The following is a 16,076-nucleotide window of genomic DNA, read 5'->3' as shown; positions in this document are numbered from 1 at the left end:
TGGTGAACCCGCCCCTACGAGGACTATGTACATGATGATTCTTAGTGGGTGGGGGCGGGTTTTTGAGATTGTCGATTTGTGGCAATTATGGTTGGTGAACCCGCCCCTACGAGGACTATGTACATGATGATTCTTAGTGGGTGGGGGCGGGTTTTTGAGATTGTCGATTATTGACGATTATGGTTGGTGAACCCGCCCGTACAGTTTCCCCGAAATCACCTGATCCGAGTAATTAACCCAACCCTTCAACTAACTGATTGCGAGCACTTTCCAAGGCTTCCTGCAACTTACTTGCATCGCGTCCCCCAGCTTGCGCCAAATTCGGTCGCCCGCCGCCTTTTCCGCCGCAAATTTGAGCAATTCCCCCGATAAACTTGCCAGCTTGCAATCCTTTCTTATTGACTTCTGGACTAAAAGCAGCCACCAAACTTACCTTATCCGGTTCAGGAATTGAGGCCAAAACAACCGCAGCATTTCCTAACTTTTGCTGCAATCTTTCCGCCGCAGTTTTCAGCGCTTCTGTATCCACATCACCCAATTGAGCTACAATGATTTTGAATTCGCCGAGCTCCTCAGCCGCACTCAGCAACTGGTCGGATTTTGCGATCGCCAATTCCGACTTCACAGCAGCCAAATGTTTCTGAGTATCCTTCAACTCATTCTGCAAATTAGTAATCCGGTTCGGCAATTCTTCAGGCTTCGCCTTAAATCGATCGCCCAAATCGCGCACCACCTTATCCCGCACATTCAAATAGTCCAAAACAGCTTGACCGGAAACCGCTTCAATCCTGCGAGTTCCCGCCGCTACCCCCGCTTCGGAAACAATCTTAAACAGCCCGATTTCTGCGGTATTGCTGACGTGAGTTCCGCCGCACAATTCCATCGAAACGCCGGGAAAATCGATAACCCGCACCACATCGCCGTACTTCTCGCCAAACATCGCAGTCGCGCCTTTTTCTCTGGCAAGGGCGATCGGCATTTCCGCAACTTCCGCAGCGTGGGCCTCAGCAATCCAACTATTAATTAAATCCTCAATTTTCTGCAACTCTTCTGCTGTGACAGCGCGCGGAGAATTGAAATCAAACCGCAATCTTTCTGACGATACCAGCGAACCAGCTTGCGAAATCGAATCGTCCACAATTTTCCGCAAAGCTGATTGTAATAAGTGAGTTGCTGTGTGGTTGGCCTGAATTCGGCGGCGACCGCTATTGTCAATCTTCGCAGTAATACTATCGCCAACTCTCAGCGTTCCCCGTTCCACAAAGCCGAAATGCACGAAGAAATCTGATTCCTTCTTCACATCATCAACTCTTACTAACAAACCATCACCATTATCTCCGCTTTTCAAATAACCTTTATCCCCAATTTGTCCGCCGGATTCTGCATAAAACGGTGTTTGGTTCAAAACAACTTGTACCTCAGTGCCTGCGGCTGCTTCTTCCACAGATTTGCCGTCAACTAAGATAACTTCCACCTCAGCTAAACTCGACAATTCAGCATAACCGACAAACTCAGTTCCCTGGATTGTTTCAGCCAACTTATCCAAAGAACCCTGCACAGTCAAATCGATTGTTTGGCGAGCATTTTTAGCGCGAGTTTGCTGTTCCTCCATCGCCGCTTCAAAGCCGTCCAAATCCACCGTAATTCCCTGTTCCTCAGCAATTTCTTGAGTCAGTTCTAAGGGAAAACCGTAGGTATCGTAAAGAGTGAAAGCATCTTGACCGCTGATTTGTTTGTTTGCTTGCTGTTTTGTGCGATCGACAATTTCCTCCAGCAGCTTCTCTCCGCGTTCCAAAGTCTTGAGAAACTGCGCCTCTTCCCTTGCCAATTCCGCCTTAATTTGAGCTTCCCGCCGCCGCACGTTCGGATAAGCTGCTTCCGAAAGGGCGATCGCACTTTCAGCTACCCGCACCGTAAATTCGCCCTGAATTCCAATCAGTCGCCCGTGGCGCACCACCCGGCGAATCAACCGCCGCAAAATGTAACCCCGACCAACATTCGACGCGCGAATTTCGTCCGCAATCATGTGCACCACAGCCCGAATGTGATCGCCAATTACTTTCAGCGAAACCTTGACTTTTTCATCGCTATTGTGGTAATCAATCCCGGCAATTTCTGCCGCCGATTGAATGATCGGAAAAATCAAATCTGTTTCGTAATTATTGGGGACTTTCTGGAGGATTTGCGCCATCCGTTCCAGTCCCAACCCAGTATCAATATTTTGATTTTGCAGCGGTGTTAAATTGCCCTCTGCATCCTTATTGTACTGCATGAAAACCAGGTTGTAGAATTCAATAAACCTGCTATCATCTTCGAGGTCAATATTGTCGCCTCTTTCTGGGTGGAAATCATAGTAAATCTCCGAACACGGGCCGCAGGGGCCTGTCGGGCCGGATTGCCAGAAATTGTCATCTTCTCCCATGCGCTGAATCCGATCGCCCGGAATACCAATTTCATCGCGCCAAATTGCAAAAGCTTCGTCATCTTCTCGGAAAACACTAACAACCAAATTCGACGCTGGTAAACCGAAAACTTCCGTGGAAAGTTCCCACGCCCAGGCGATCGCCTGTTTCTTGAAATAATCCCCGAAACTGAAGTTACCCAACATCTCAAAAAACGTGTGGTGGCGGGCGGTGCGGCCGACGTTTTCGATGTCGTTGGTGCGGATGCACTTTTGAGAAGTCGTGGCGCGCGGTGATTCGGGGGTGCGCTGTCCGAGAAATATCGGCTTGAATTGTAGCATTCCGGCGATCGTCAGCAACACTGTCGGATCTTCGGGCACCAAAGAAGCACTCGGCAATATCTTATGTCCCCGCTGGGCATAAAAGTCGAGGAATGTTTGGCGGATTTGGCTACCACTGAGAAACTTAGGAGAAATAGTCATGACAAGAACTGTTAAGAATGTAAAGATGTAGCAACAATAGAATTTATAGGACTTTTGCACGGGTGTCCAGAAACCGGGTTTTTCAACCAAAATACTTGCTTAAAATCCTCAATCTCGGTGAAAAAACCCGGTTTCTTTGTGGGCGAGTGCGTGAGTGCTAACTTACATCTATTTGGATATTCATATCATTATACTTAGTAATGTAAAGACCTATCAAGTTTTGCAAATAGTGCTTTACTCCTCGGAAAGCTCATGCTAACTTAATAATAGACACCGGGACAGGAAGAGAAAGGAGGTCGCTATATTTAGAAAGAAAGTTCGAGGATATAGACATGGTGTCTCCGGTCTAGATTCCCAGGCGCAGCAGAAATTAACCGAACACAACTTGAAATAGTGGCGAACTGCCGATCGAGCAGTCAAGCCAAACCGCAGTCGAGTCAGACGTAGTTGTAGTTGCGGATTAACAGTAAAGCTGCACAAGTTGTAAACCCTAGTAAGTAAAAGTTCTCCACCGGAAACACATCTCGTTTGTTAGAAAAAACAAAGCTCTCATATTATTGGGTCCGATCGCTGTCGATCGGGCCCTATGAATTTTTATAGGGCGATCGCAGGATTCGAGGATTCGAGGGGGAGAGCTCGGCCGAGTTCGACTTTATAAGTGCTTTCTGCTCAAAGGCAGCATCCCTCCGAGCCGATCGGCGATCGATCGGTGCAGGTTTTGAGTTATATATTATATATAATGGCACGTGGAGCGCGCCCGCCTGCTTTTTGCCGGGACTCCACCGCTGTCGTATGAGGCACTGTCAAGATGGGATATGATTGAGGATGTCAGTCAAGACATTAAAACCTACCCGCTGTGCTGTATAGCAGCAAAATCAACGCTTCTATGAGCTTGCTGCAAGCCAAGGATAGCCAACCGCCATTTTTGGTGACAAGACCAGGCTCAAAAATTTGAATCTCAGGATATTTAGAGTCAAGACTCTAAAAAATCCCATCCCCGACGCAGGGGTGAGAGTTCAAACAATAAAAGCCCGCCCACTCAAAAAAGCTAGTGCCACCAACAACGGTAGTAAATCACTAGCACAGTTCTTAAACTCACCATCTCCGGAGATTCCAGGTATTATGGCCGAAATAACTAAAGAAGAAATGCGCGAACGGCTGGGAAATATCGACCAGATTCGCGATATAATTTTCGGAGCGCAGCTTAGAGAATACGATAATCGCTTCGATAAAATAGATTCCGACTTGTCGATGATGCAGCAAGATATGCAAACTCGCATCGAACAAGTAAAAACAGTTCTTTCAGGAGAAATGAGGGCTGCAGTTGATTCGCTAGAAAAGAAAGTTAAATCGCTCACCTCAAACACCCAAGAAGAAAGCGCAGACATCCGCCAGCAAGTCGATCGCATTAACCGCAAATTCTCCAGCAGCATGGAAGCCCTCGACGAGGCTATAGACAATCAAACCAGTTCGCTGCGTGACGAACTCTCCCAAACCAGAGAGCGACTATCTGAAGAAACCCGCACTTTGAAAACACAGGTTTTTGAAGAACTCGATCGTCGCTTTTCTATGCTCAGAGATGTTAAAGTTTCTAGAGACGACATGGCAGAAATTCTGTTTGAACTCGGCATGAGGCTCAAAGGAACAGAATTTGTCCCCGAACTTAAAGGCGTTGCGGATAATAAGTTAAATACCGAGTTTCTGTTGCCGGAGCGCCACCATAACGGATAATAACGCATGGCTTTACCGAAAGAAAATCCGGCTGACGAAAATGAGTTAGAGGGTTTTGTTTCTCAACCTGACGAGTCTGCTTCCCATGCAGCAACCCAGCTAGAACCCTTGCTGAATCTGTTAGTCGATCTCAAAATTATTGCAGGCTCCAACCAGCAAAATGCAGAGCCCGAAGATGACAGCAGCGACAAAAATAATCAAGCTGGGGCCCTCGGCGGGTTGATGGATTTGTTGGGTATTTCTGAGCAAGCGCCAGAGGAAGTTGCAGCGAGTGTACCCGAAACTGGATCTCACCAACCGGAGTCTGGCGATTCGTGGGATGTTAAAGATGAGTTCAAAAGTTTGCTATTCGCTACTCAAAAACTCAACACTTCAGAACTGGAAAAAGACTATTCCTCAGCTAAAACTATAGATGTTTCCGCGATCGCCCAGCCGGATTTGGAGGAGGAATCACAGCCTGTCGAAGCATTGTCTAACTTGACAATAAAAGATTCTCTACATTACGTAGAGGCTCAAAAATCCCAGGGGTTCCATCCGCAACAAGATGTTTCCGCAACCGATTCCGAGTCAAAATCCTCGGAAATTTCCCATAATCCCATATTTTCCAAAGTCTCAGATCCACCATCAACTGCATATTTAGATCCGGTGGTTGCTTCTTCGCTTCAATCGATGCCAAACTTGGTAGAACAGCCGACAACGAGATCGCAGCCAGCAGAAATATTAGGTCAAATTAAACAGGATTTAAATGAAGCAGACAGCGCGATGGAAACGCTGCAAAATCTGATTTTTGGCTCAAAAATATCAGATATCGAGCAAGTCAAAAATCTGCTGGCAGAAAACGATTTGCCGGGTGTGCGCCACCTGATGGCAACAATCGACGATAAATTAGGAAAATTGGAGCACCAAATCTACGATCCCCAAGAGTTGATTGAGTTGATGTTACCTTGGATCGCAGAAATTCTCAGTCGCAAAGTCGCCGATTCCAGGGAAGAAGTTGTTAAGGCGATCGTGCCGATTATTGACGAAGTGATTAGGGCAAAAACTGTCGAAAACAAGTCGGCAATGAGTGCGGCAATAGCTGAGCTGCTTCCCGACGCACTTGCTCAACAAATAGTTAATTCGCCAGCGGATATTGCTAAGGCGATCGCCCCAGAAATTGGTCTGGCAATTAAAGAGCAAATTCGCCTTGACCAAGAGTCGATCGCTCAAGCCCTCGCCCCGGAAATGGGCAAAGCGATTACAGCCCAAATTGAACTCGAACGCGACGCAATGGTGGATGCCCTCTATCCCGTAATTGGCAATACTATTTCCCGATACATGGCAGAAGCTATCAAGACAATCAATGAAAAAGTGTCAAACGCCCTCAGCGTTGAAGGAGTTCAGCGCAAAATTAGATCCAAAGTACAAGGAGTCTCCGAAGCAGAATTAATCCTCAAAGAATCAATACCCTTTACCGTCCAAGCAGCATTCTTAATTCATAAAGCATCAGGCTTGATAATTTCCGAATTTCAAAACTCAGAAAGCTACCAGTTAGAATCAGAAATGGTAGCAGGAATGCTCACCGCTATTCGCAGCTTTGTTAACGAGTGCATCGTGCAGCCCGGAGAAGTTTCCGAACTAAATCAAATTGAATACGGCGACTCAAAAATTATGCTCGAAGTAGCGGGATATTGCTACATGGCAGTCGTGATTAAAGGAGAACCGCCACAGTCTTTCATCAACAAACTGCGGCAAACAGTTAGTAATCTCATCCTTAATTATGCTAAAGTAATTCACGAGTTTAACGGCGACCCCGGTACTATACCGGATTCGCTGCACCCCTGTATAAAAAGTTTATTCGACCCGCTGCAAAGGGAAAAATCAACAAAACCCCCGATCGCCCTAGCGGCTATCAGTTTAGCCGCCCTGAGCTTAATCTTAGTACCTTGGGGAATTTCTCAGTATCGCAGCAACATTTACCGTCGCCTCGAAGCAAATGCCATCGCAGCTTTAGCATCCACTCCCCAATTAGCAGTTTACCGCTTAGATGTTACAGTTGATGGCAAAACTTTAAAGCTAACCGGAAAGTTGCCAAATCAAGAATTGCGGGCACAAGCTGCAAAAATAGCCGCATCAACTGCACCGAAATTGCAATTAGATAATAGAATTCTAGCTGTAGATGTCCCCCCAGATCCAGTTTTGACGGCGGCTGAGGTACAGCGGATTACCGCTGTTTTGAATCAGAAAGAGGGCCTTTCTATTTCTACGCGGTATGGCGATCGTAAAGTGACAGTAGAGGGTAGCGTTAGAGATGGTGCAGACGCACAGAAAATAGCTCAGTCCCTGAAGCAAATTCCCGGTGTTCAATCGGTGATTAGCACAATTAAATTAGAGCCGCTGAAAATTACAAGCCGCATTTACTTCCAGCCAGGAACGGCAAAATTAGACCCTACATACGGAGAAATCATCGCCAGTGTCAAAAATTTCATGGATCAATATCCTCAAAAACATATTAAGATAATTGGGCACAGCGATCGAACTGGGGAACTTGCCACAAATCAACGGTTGTCACTCCAGCGTGCCACAGCAGTGCAAGAGGCTTTAGTGCGGCAAGGTGCTGACCCCAAGCGCCTTGTCGCGATTGGCAGCCCACATCCTCCTTCCGGCTTGGAACCCAATCAACCGCTACTTTTAAGCAGATGTGTGCTATTTGAACCAATAACTAAGACCATAAACAGCAACTAATTATGTCAGTTACTATATCTAAAAAAATGTGCATGATTGGGGATTTCGGCGTGGGTAAAACTAGCCTAATCCGCCGTTTTGTCGATCGGCAATTCAGCGACCAATACCTCTCCACAGTAGGAGTAAAAATTTCCAGCAAAATCGTAGAATTAGAAGGGATAAAACAGCGGGAAAACGTCACTGCAAAGTTGCTGATTTGGGACTTAGAAGGGCATACAAAATTCAAAGGAATAGCACCGACTTACTTGCAGGGAGCTAGCGGCGTTTTAATCGTTGCCGATGTCAGCCGCTCCGAAACAGTTGAGCGAATCTCCGAACACATTCAGCTTTTTTCTTCAGTCAATCCTAAAGGGTCAATTATCGTCGCTTTGAACAAAGTAGACTTGATTGACGAGGAAAAATTGGCGCTGCTAGTGGAAATGTCCCATTCGATAAGTCAAGACAAAGTAATAGGAGTTTACACAACATCTGCTAAAACAGGCAAAGACGTTGACGAAATTTTCTACAAACTAGCTTACACAATGGTAGAACAAGTATGAACCTCCTGTTAAGAAAGCTGTTAGGCCCGCGACAAACACAGTATTTTCTAGTAAATCACCATTTCATCATTCAGGAAACCTCCGCCGAAGTGCAGCATTATGCTGATATTCCGGACCAGGCTATACCCGGTGCAGATGCTCGCCTGAGTTTTCCCGAACTGATTGGCATTGAAAATATCCTCATGTCCATCATTATGGGACGGCTGCCCGGTTTTGAAGTCAAAGGTATCGCTCGGTTTGCCGACCCAAACCGCCCTTTATACTTTGATATGTTGGCTATCAAATATGAAGAAGAACAAGAAGATGTCCCAAGTAAATTGCTAATTTTGATTGAAGATACCACCGAAAAGATGGTCATGAAGCAATCGTTGATTCAGAGGGCGAATGAAGCTAATCTTTTGGTTAGTGCCTTAGCCGCTTCTAAAGATTATATAGATAAAGTTATTCGTTCGATGGGTGATGCTTTGTTGGTGACAACAACATTAGGAAATATCAAAAAAATCAATCAATCTGCCCAATGGTTATTTGGGTATAACGAAGCAGAATTAATCGGCAACCCCCTGTCCATAATAGTAGTCGAAGAAACATTAATTTACCAAGCTCGCCACCGATATATTTTGTCTCAAAAAGAGCTACGTAGAGAACTAGAAATAGTCTGCACTACTAAAGCAGGAGAAAAAATTTGGGTAGAATTTTCCTGTTCGGCAGTTCAGACAGAATTAGAGGGACTTTACGATTTCATTTATATAGGTAGGGACATCACAGAACGCAAACAACAAGAAATAGAAATTCGCCGCTCTTTGGCAAAAGAGCAAGAACTCAGACAGGTAAAATCTCGTTTTTTCTCGATGATTGCTCACGAATTTGGCAATCCTTTAAGTACAGTATTATTTGCTACTAAAATCCTCCAAGACTACGGCGACGATATCACCCACGCGGAAAAACAACAATACCTGCAACACGTTAAATCAGCATCTCAACAAATGGCTCAGCTATTAGATGACGTGCGGTTGCTCAGCAGCGCCGAAGCAGGAAAACTCGAATTCTATCCCGCACCAGTTGACTTAAAAAAATTTTGCAGCGAGTTAGTAGAATTCATTAAAATTAGTTATGGGAAAAATCATACAATTAACTTTATTTATCAAGAATTAGTTACGCCAGCGAAAAAAGATGATACCAACTTACAGGAAACGGAACAGTTGCCCGCACTAGATCCCAAATTGCTGCGACACATCTTGACAAATTTGCTGTCAAATGCAGTCAAATATTCGCCCCTCGACAGCAATATTTATTTTGAATTAAATTGTCAGAATAATGAAGAAGCCACATTTAAAATTAAAGACGCAGGCATTGGCATTCCTCTCGAAGACCAAGAACAACTCTTTGAATCTTATTATCGAGCCAAAAATGTCGAAAAAATACCCGGTACAGGACTGGGTTTATCCATAGTCAAGCAGTGTGTAGATTTGCATGGAGGTCAAATCGAGTTTTCCAGCGAGATAGGGCTAGGCACTACCTTTTTAGTCAGAATTCCATTTAATAAACAGAGATAAATAGATTGATTTTAGATAATTCAATCCCTAGGGCGCATTCAATAAGAAAAATCTCACATGAAAACCTTGTTAAAAAAACTGTTAGTTCCCCACCACTTGGAGTACCTAGCACTGGATAAAAACTTTTTTATCCAAGAAATCTCTCTACAAGTGCAGCAGTTTGCCGACTGTCCCGAGGAAGTAGTCGCCGGCAACGATGTTCGCATTCCCTTTCCCGAATTAGTGGGAACTGAAGAAATTTTAATCGATATTTTTGAAAAACGTTTGCCAAATTTTGAATTAAAAGCGATGACGCGACTATTAGAAAATGGTTCGCGGCTTTATTTTGATATGTATATCGTGGAGTTTAGCAATGACGAAAATTATCAGAGATTAATTATATTTTTTCAAGACGTAAGCGACAGGATGGCTTTAGAACAAACTCTAGTGCAAGCTACCAATGAAATGGATATTTTATTGAGTACCTTAGCCGCTACTAATAATTATGTTGAAAAAATTATTACTTCAATGGCCGAAGTTTTATTGGTAACAACAGCATCGGGAAAGATTAAAAAAGTCAATCAAGCGGCTCAAGATTTGTTCGGTTACAGCGAATCAGAATTAGTAGGCCAGCAAATAGACGCTCTTGCTGCTTTTGGCTCCTCTTTGCAAGCAGTTAGCCCAGATGAGCCTCAACAATCGCAAACTAATGCCGAAGTAATTTGCACGGCAAAAACCGGAGAAAAACTAACAGTTTCGTTTTCCTGTACGGCTATTTCGACTGACATTCAAGGCATTTCTAGTTCTTTGCCCACCCTTCAAGATTTCGTGTACATCGGCCGCGATGTCACAGATAAACAGCGCGCCCGCAAGCGACAAATAACTCAGTACATCGCTACTCGCATCCTGTCGGCATCCGAAACAATCAAAAAAGCTATAGCAGCAATTCTCCCTGTAATTTGCGACAGCTTGGGATGGGATACCGTCGAACTTTGGATGCCAGAATCCGGGGAAAAACTGCTGTCAGAAACTAAGAGAATAACTGCGGTTTCCGCTCCCAATTTGCTTCGCTGTGTCGCCAGTTGGACAAAACGCTCACTTTCGATCCCCAAATTTGCAGAATTTACCGAACAAATGACCTGTGCATTTGGCGAAGGATTGCCCGGTTTCGTTTGGGCTAGCGGTTCAGCTCAGTGGATTGCAGATGTCACAAAAAGTGACAGTTGTCTGCGCCGAGAAATCGCTGCTGAAGAAGGGCTGCACGGAGCTTTTGGTTTCCCAATTTTGGGTGGCTACGAGGCGGAACAATCGGCCCGGTCTGTTTTGGGCGTGATGATTTTATTCAGCAGGGAAGTGCAGTGTTTTGATGAAGAATTGCTCCAAACCATGGCAACAATCGGTAGCCAAATTGGTCAATTCATTAAGCGCAAGCAAGCTGAAATAGCTTTGCGGGAAAGCGAAGAACAACTGCGAGACTTATTTGAAAATGCTACTGACTTAATTCAAAGTATAGGAGCGGACGGTCATTTTTTGTATGTAAATCGGGCTTGGCGGGAAACTCTGGGCTACACCGAAGCAGAAATTGCTCAAATGACTGTTTTTGATATCATTCATCCGAACAGCTCGCCTGAGTCTCTGGATATATTCTATAAAGCTATTACCAAAAAAACGGTCAATGAAAATACATTGTATCCTGACTCTATTCAAACAATATTTATTACTAAAAATCACGAACAAATTTTGCTAGAAGGCAGCATAAGCTGTAAATTTGCGGAAGGTTCGCTAGTAGCGATTCGCGCTATTTTGCGAGACATTACTGCTCGAAAAATGGCCGAAGACGCCCTAGCAAAATCTGTATCCCTGCTGCAAGCAACTTTTGATTCTACTGCTGACGGTATTTTAGCTACTGACAGGAGCGGAAAAATAGTCACTTTCAATCGAGAATTTGTGGAAATGTGGGGCCTACCTAACGAAGTGATGGCACTCCGAAATGACGCCACAACGATCGCCTTTTTCCTGAATCAACTCAAAGACGCCCAAACATTTCAAGAGAGAATAGAATCGCTTTACGATCAGCCAGAAGCCGAAAGTTACGACTTGTTGGAATTTCAGGACGGCAGATTTTTTGAACGCTATTCGCAACCGCAGCGGTTGGGAGATAAAATTATCGGCCGAGTCTGGAGTTACCATGACATTACGGAACGCAAGCAAGCAGAAGATGCCCTGCGGGAAGAACAAGAAAAATCAGAAAAGCTGCTGTTAAATATCTTGCCCAAGGCAATAGCAGAACGCCTCAAGCAAAACGAAACTACTATTGCCGAATACTTTCCAGAAGTGACTGTTTTGTTCGCTGACATTGTGGGGTTTACTGCTTTGTCTGCCGTCATGAATCCGATCGAACTGGTGGATCTTCTGAATCAGATTTTTTCAGGATTTGACCTTTTGTGCGAACGGCATGGGTTAGAGAAAATCAAGACCATCGGCGACGCATACATGGCGGTTGGAGGGCTCCCTGAACCCAGGGCAGACCACGCAGAGGCGATCGCCCAAATGGCGCTAGATATGCAAGCAGAAATAGCCCGATTTAATGCTAGCCATAATAAATATTTTAGCATCCGCATCGGCATTCACAGCGGCCCGGTTGTGGCTGGAGTAATTGGCATAAAAAAGTTTATTTACGATTTGTGGGGCGACACAGTAAATATTGCTTCCCGCATGGAATCTCACGGTTTGCCTTGGCGGATTCAAGTGAGCGAAACTACTTATAAGTTATTGGAACACAAATATGTATTTCAGGAGCGGGGAACTATTGAAGTTAAGGGCAAAGGGGCAATGAAAACTTATCTGCTCCTTGGCCGAATATAAGGCAGGTCATCGGTCATCAGTCATCAGTCATCTGGCTGATGACTACAAGTGTTGCTAAAGTTAATTAACAATACTTTTTCACCAAGACTAATGGAACTTGCTAATTTGTCGGTCAATTTACGATCGCCCGACGAAGCTGTCGATCGCCATCCTGTGATGGTTGGGCCCTCAACTTCGCTCCCAGAGGCGATCGCCCTGATGCGTCGGACGAACAACCATTGCCCACTGCCTAATTCACCTGCATTTCCCGACTCAAACGAAACTGTAAAAGCATTTATTAGTTGCGTCTTAGTTGTCGATAAAAATCAGCTAGTCGGACTGCTAAGCCCGGAAGATGTGCTCAACTTAGCTGCGACCGAATATGGATGGCAAGGCATGAAAGTTGCCGACGCAATGACGCGGAATTTAATTGTTTTAAAAGAATCAGAATTTACAGATATTACTACCGCATTCAAGCTATTTTGTCAATACTCGATTGATTGCTTGCCAATTGTAGATGAACTGGGTCAGCCAGTAGGTTTAATCAGTGAAAAAAGTATTCGTCCAGCAATGTATAGCTGGAGCGAGGCACTGCACCAAGAAGTGGCAAAACTCCAGGAACAATGCGAACTGTTAGAGGGCAATTGTGAACTAGAAAAAGTCAGCGATCGCCAAAATGCCGAAAATACCCTGCGGCAGAGCGAGGCGCGCTACCTGGCGATTGTGGAAGACCAAACCGAACTGATTTGCAGCTACCTCCCAGACGGTAAAATAACTTTTGTCAATCAAGCTTATTGCCGTTATTTCGGCGTGCAGCCGATCGACTTACTAGGCAAATGCTTCATGTCGCTGCTGCCAGAAGCAGACCGAGAATTTTTTCAACAGCAATATACTTCTGTGTCTCCCGACAACCCTATTTTTACCTGCGAGCACCAAGTAATTTTGCCGAGCGGGGAAATTCGCTGGCACCAGTGGATCGATCGGGCTATATTTGACGAGAGCGGACAAATCGTCGAGTATCAAGCTGCAGGCAGGGATGTCACGGATCGCAAACAAGCAGAAATCGCTTTGCAGCAGCTCAATGCAGAGTTAGAACTGAGAGTGCAGCAGCGGACACAATGGTACGAACTGGCAGTATCGGCCGGCAAAGTGGGGGTTTGGGACTGGAATTTGCAAACCGATGAAATCTACATTGCTCCCTCTTTGAAAGCTTTGTTGGGCTATCAAGACACAGAGATTCCTAACCGCATGGAAAATTGGGCATCTCACGTTCATCCCGACGATCGAGTTGCCGTCGCCCAAGCAGTAAATGCTTATTTAGAAGGTTTGACAGAAATTTATGAAGTAGAACACCGGATGGTGCGTAAAGACGGCAGCACCTGCTGGATACTAGCCCGCGGCAGCGCGATTCGATCGGCTTCTGGCAGGGCTTTCCGCCTGACTGGCACTGACACTGACATTACCGATCGCAAATTGACCGAAGAAAAACTCCAAAACTCCGAAGCCGAACTGGTGGCGCTGTTTAACGCCATGACGGATATCGTGCTGGTTTTCGACACAAGCGGCCGCTACCTCAAAATCGCCCCCACGGCTCCCGAACTGCTGTATAAACCGGCTCCTGAAGTGCTGGGGAAAACCCTCGCCGAAATCTTCCCAGAAGCGGAAGCTAATTTTGCCCTAGCCCACATTCGCCAAACATTGGCATCTGGGCAAACCCACAGAGTTGAATACAGCATGGAAATTGGCTGCAAATTATTTTGGTTTGATGCGAGTATTTCGCCACTCGATTGCGATCGGGTGATGTGGGTAGCCCGAGACATTACCGCCCGCAAACACGCAGAAGCTGCACTGCAAAAGAGCGAGGAAAAGTTTCGCAACTTATTTGACGATGCTCCGATCGCGCTTGGTTTGGCAAGCGTGCGCGACTTCCGCACGATCAAAGTGAATGAAGCTCACCGCCAGATGTTGGGCTACAGCGATTCGGAGTTGGCTAGCATGACTTTTAGTGAACTCACGCATCCAGAAGATTTACACGCAGATGTAGAGGAAGTCAAGCAGTTGATCTGTGGCAAAATTTCTCGCTTCCAAAGGGAAAAACGCTTGATTAAGAAGAATGGCGAGCTGATGTGGGCAAACTTGACGGTGACGCTGATCCGCGATCGCGAGGGCATTCCTCTCTACAGCATGGGGGCGATCGAAGATATCAGTTATCGTAAGCGAGCAGAAATGGAATTTCAGCAGTTAAAAGAACGCCTGCAATTTTTACTGGGTTCTAATCCGGCGGTAATTTTTACAGCCGCACCGATGGGGGACTTTTGTACTACTTACATCAGCGACAACGTTCAGACAATCGTTGGCTACGACCCCCAAGAATTGTTAGCAGATTGTAAATTTTGGTCGAGCCGGATTCATCCTGAAGATCGGCCACAATTTTTAGTAAATTTTTCGGATTTGTCTGAGGAAAAAAATTGCATTTGCGAGTATCGTTTTCTACACCAAGACGGAAGTTACCGCTGGCTAAGGACGGAACTCAAACTATTGGTTGATAGCAGAGGTGTTCCGATCGAAATTATTGGTTATGCCGCGGATATCAGCAATTCTAAATATGCCGAACTCGCTAGGGGGCAGCAGTTCGAGCAAGAAAGGCTTGTGGAGGCGATCGCCCGTCGTGTGCGCCAGTCTTTGCAATTAGAGGAAATTCTCAACACTACCGTTGCCGAACTCCAGCAAGTATTATTAGCCGATCGAGTTTTGGTTTATCAACTTTTACCCGAAAATGGCGGGCGAGTCATTGCTGAAGCCGTTGCAGAAGGATGCAGCCAACTGGTGGATAAATGTTTTGGCGAAGAGGTTTTTCCGACCCAAAGTTCTCAGCTTTATTTGCAGGGGCGAATTTGTGCGATCTCCCAACTAGATGATCCCTCCCTTACACCTTGTATGGCCCAGTTTATGACACAGATTCAAGTTAGGGCAAAGTTAGTAGTGCCGATTATTCAGCACAGCAAACTTTGGGGATTGCTAATAGCCCACCAATGCGATCGCCCTCGTGAGTGGCAAGAATCGGAAATCAATTTATTTCAGCAGTTGGTAAATCAATTGGCGATCGCGATTCAGCAATCTCTACTTTACCAGCAACTGCAAGCTGAACTGAGCGATCGCAAACAAGCAGAAGCAAATTTGAAAAACTCCCTCAGAGAAAAAGAAATTTTGCTCAAAGAAATTCACCACCGCGTCAAAAACAACCTCTGTGTAGTTGCCAGTCTGTTAGAATTGCAATCGAACACAGTTGCCGACCCCCAAGTCAGCAAAATGTTTGAAGAAAGTCAGAATCGCCTTTATTCTATGGCTCTGATTCACGAAAAACTGTACCGTTCGACTAACCTAGCGCAAATTAATTTTGGCGAATATCTCGAAGACTTGGTAAGTAACTTGTTTCACTCTTACAATATTAGCAACAACCGAATTCAGTTGCAGGTATTAGCTGAGCCAATATCCCTAAATCTTGAAACTGCTACTCCCTGCGGTTTAATTGCCAATGAATTGGTTTCAAATACGCTGAAACACGCTTTTCCTGATGGCACAACAGGTACAGTTAGTGTAGAATGCTATCAAACGGGCGATCGAGAAATCAACCTTTTAGTTAAGGACAACGGCATTGGCTTTCCTCAAAACTTAGATTTTCGGAAAACTCACTCGATGGGGTTTCAAGTTGTCTGCACTTTAACCGAGCAGTTAGAAGGAACAATCGAAATATCCAGAGAAGTTGGTACATCCTTTCACTTAAAATTTAACGAGTTAAACTACTTTCAAAGATTGTAACAA

The 16,076-nt window shown here is 45.2% G+C and carries 7 protein-coding genes; 6 read left to right on the top strand and 1 reads right to left on the bottom strand.

Annotation, left to right across the window (positions count from 1 at the left end):
* Positions 1-232 precede the first annotated feature (232 nt).
* A complete protein-coding gene (gene alaS / locus QUA88_RS10735) occupies positions 233-2,884 on the bottom strand; it encodes an alanine--tRNA ligase (RefSeq protein ID WP_333271645.1) in 2,652 nt (883 codons plus the stop codon).
* Between the two features lie 1,122 nt (positions 2,885-4,006).
* Between alaS and QUA88_RS10730 the strand changes: the two genes are divergently transcribed.
* The 6 genes from QUA88_RS10730 (at position 4,007) to QUA88_RS10705 (ending at position 16,073) form a co-directional block, all read left to right on the top strand.
* Positions 4,007-4,615, top strand: a complete 609-nt coding sequence (locus QUA88_RS10730) for a hypothetical protein (protein WP_333054328.1) — start codon at positions 4,007-4,009, stop codon at positions 4,613-4,615.
* A gap of 6 nt (positions 4,616-4,621) precedes the next feature.
* Positions 4,622-7,339 (top strand): OmpA family protein, encoded by a 2,718-nt coding sequence (locus QUA88_RS10725; RefSeq protein ID WP_333259505.1) that lies wholly within the window; start codon positions 4,622-4,624, stop codon positions 7,337-7,339.
* A gap of 2 nt (positions 7,340-7,341) precedes the next feature.
* Positions 7,342-7,878, top strand: a complete 537-nt coding sequence (locus tag QUA88_RS10720) for a Rab family GTPase (protein WP_333054326.1) — start codon at positions 7,342-7,344, stop codon at positions 7,876-7,878.
* On the top strand, positions 7,875-9,431 hold the full coding sequence (locus QUA88_RS10715; protein WP_333232921.1) for a PAS domain-containing sensor histidine kinase: 1,557 nt from the start codon (positions 7,875-7,877) through the stop codon (positions 9,429-9,431). The genes QUA88_RS10720 and QUA88_RS10715 overlap by 4 nt, the downstream gene beginning before the upstream one ends.
* A gap of 57 nt (positions 9,432-9,488) precedes the next feature.
* Positions 9,489-12,275, top strand: coding sequence for an adenylate/guanylate cyclase domain-containing protein (locus QUA88_RS10710; protein WP_333054324.1), 2,787 nt, complete (start codon positions 9,489-9,491; stop codon positions 12,273-12,275).
* A 90-nt stretch (positions 12,276-12,365) separates the two neighbouring features.
* Positions 12,366-16,073 (top strand): PAS domain S-box protein, encoded by a 3,708-nt coding sequence (locus QUA88_RS10705; protein WP_333271642.1) that lies wholly within the window; start codon positions 12,366-12,368, stop codon positions 16,071-16,073.
* Positions 16,074-16,076: the final 3 nt, after the last annotated feature.

Origin of the sequence: Microcoleus sp. D3_18_C2, assembly GCF_036702395.1 — a bacterium.
Lineage (GTDB): Bacteria > Cyanobacteriota > Cyanobacteriia > Cyanobacteriales > Microcoleaceae > Microcoleus.
Note: the sequence above shows the minus strand (reverse complement) of the source record. Positions and strands in the feature narration are given on the sequence as shown.

What these genes read in the sequence shown, in the direction of transcription:
- QUA88_RS10720 (WP_333054326.1), top strand. Translation starts at nt 7,342, where the DNA reads ATGTCAGTTACTATATCTAAAAAAATGTGCATGATTGGGGATTTCGGC.
- QUA88_RS10705 (WP_333271642.1), top strand. Translation starts at nt 12,366, where the DNA reads ATGGAACTTGCTAATTTGTCGGTCAATTTACGATCGCCCGACGAAGCT.
- QUA88_RS10730 (WP_333054328.1), top strand. Translation starts at nt 4,007, where the DNA reads ATGGCCGAAATAACTAAAGAAGAAATGCGCGAACGGCTGGGAAATATC.
- QUA88_RS10725 (WP_333259505.1), top strand. Translation starts at nt 4,622, where the DNA reads ATGGCTTTACCGAAAGAAAATCCGGCTGACGAAAATGAGTTAGAGGGT.
- QUA88_RS10710 (WP_333054324.1), top strand. Translation starts at nt 9,489, where the DNA reads ATGAAAACCTTGTTAAAAAAACTGTTAGTTCCCCACCACTTGGAGTAC.
- QUA88_RS10715 (WP_333232921.1), top strand. Translation starts at nt 7,875, where the DNA reads ATGAACCTCCTGTTAAGAAAGCTGTTAGGCCCGCGACAAACACAGTAT.
- alaS (WP_333271645.1), bottom strand. Translation starts at nt 2,884, where the DNA reads ATGACTATTTCTCCTAAGTTTCTCAGTGGTAGCCAAATCCGCCAAACA.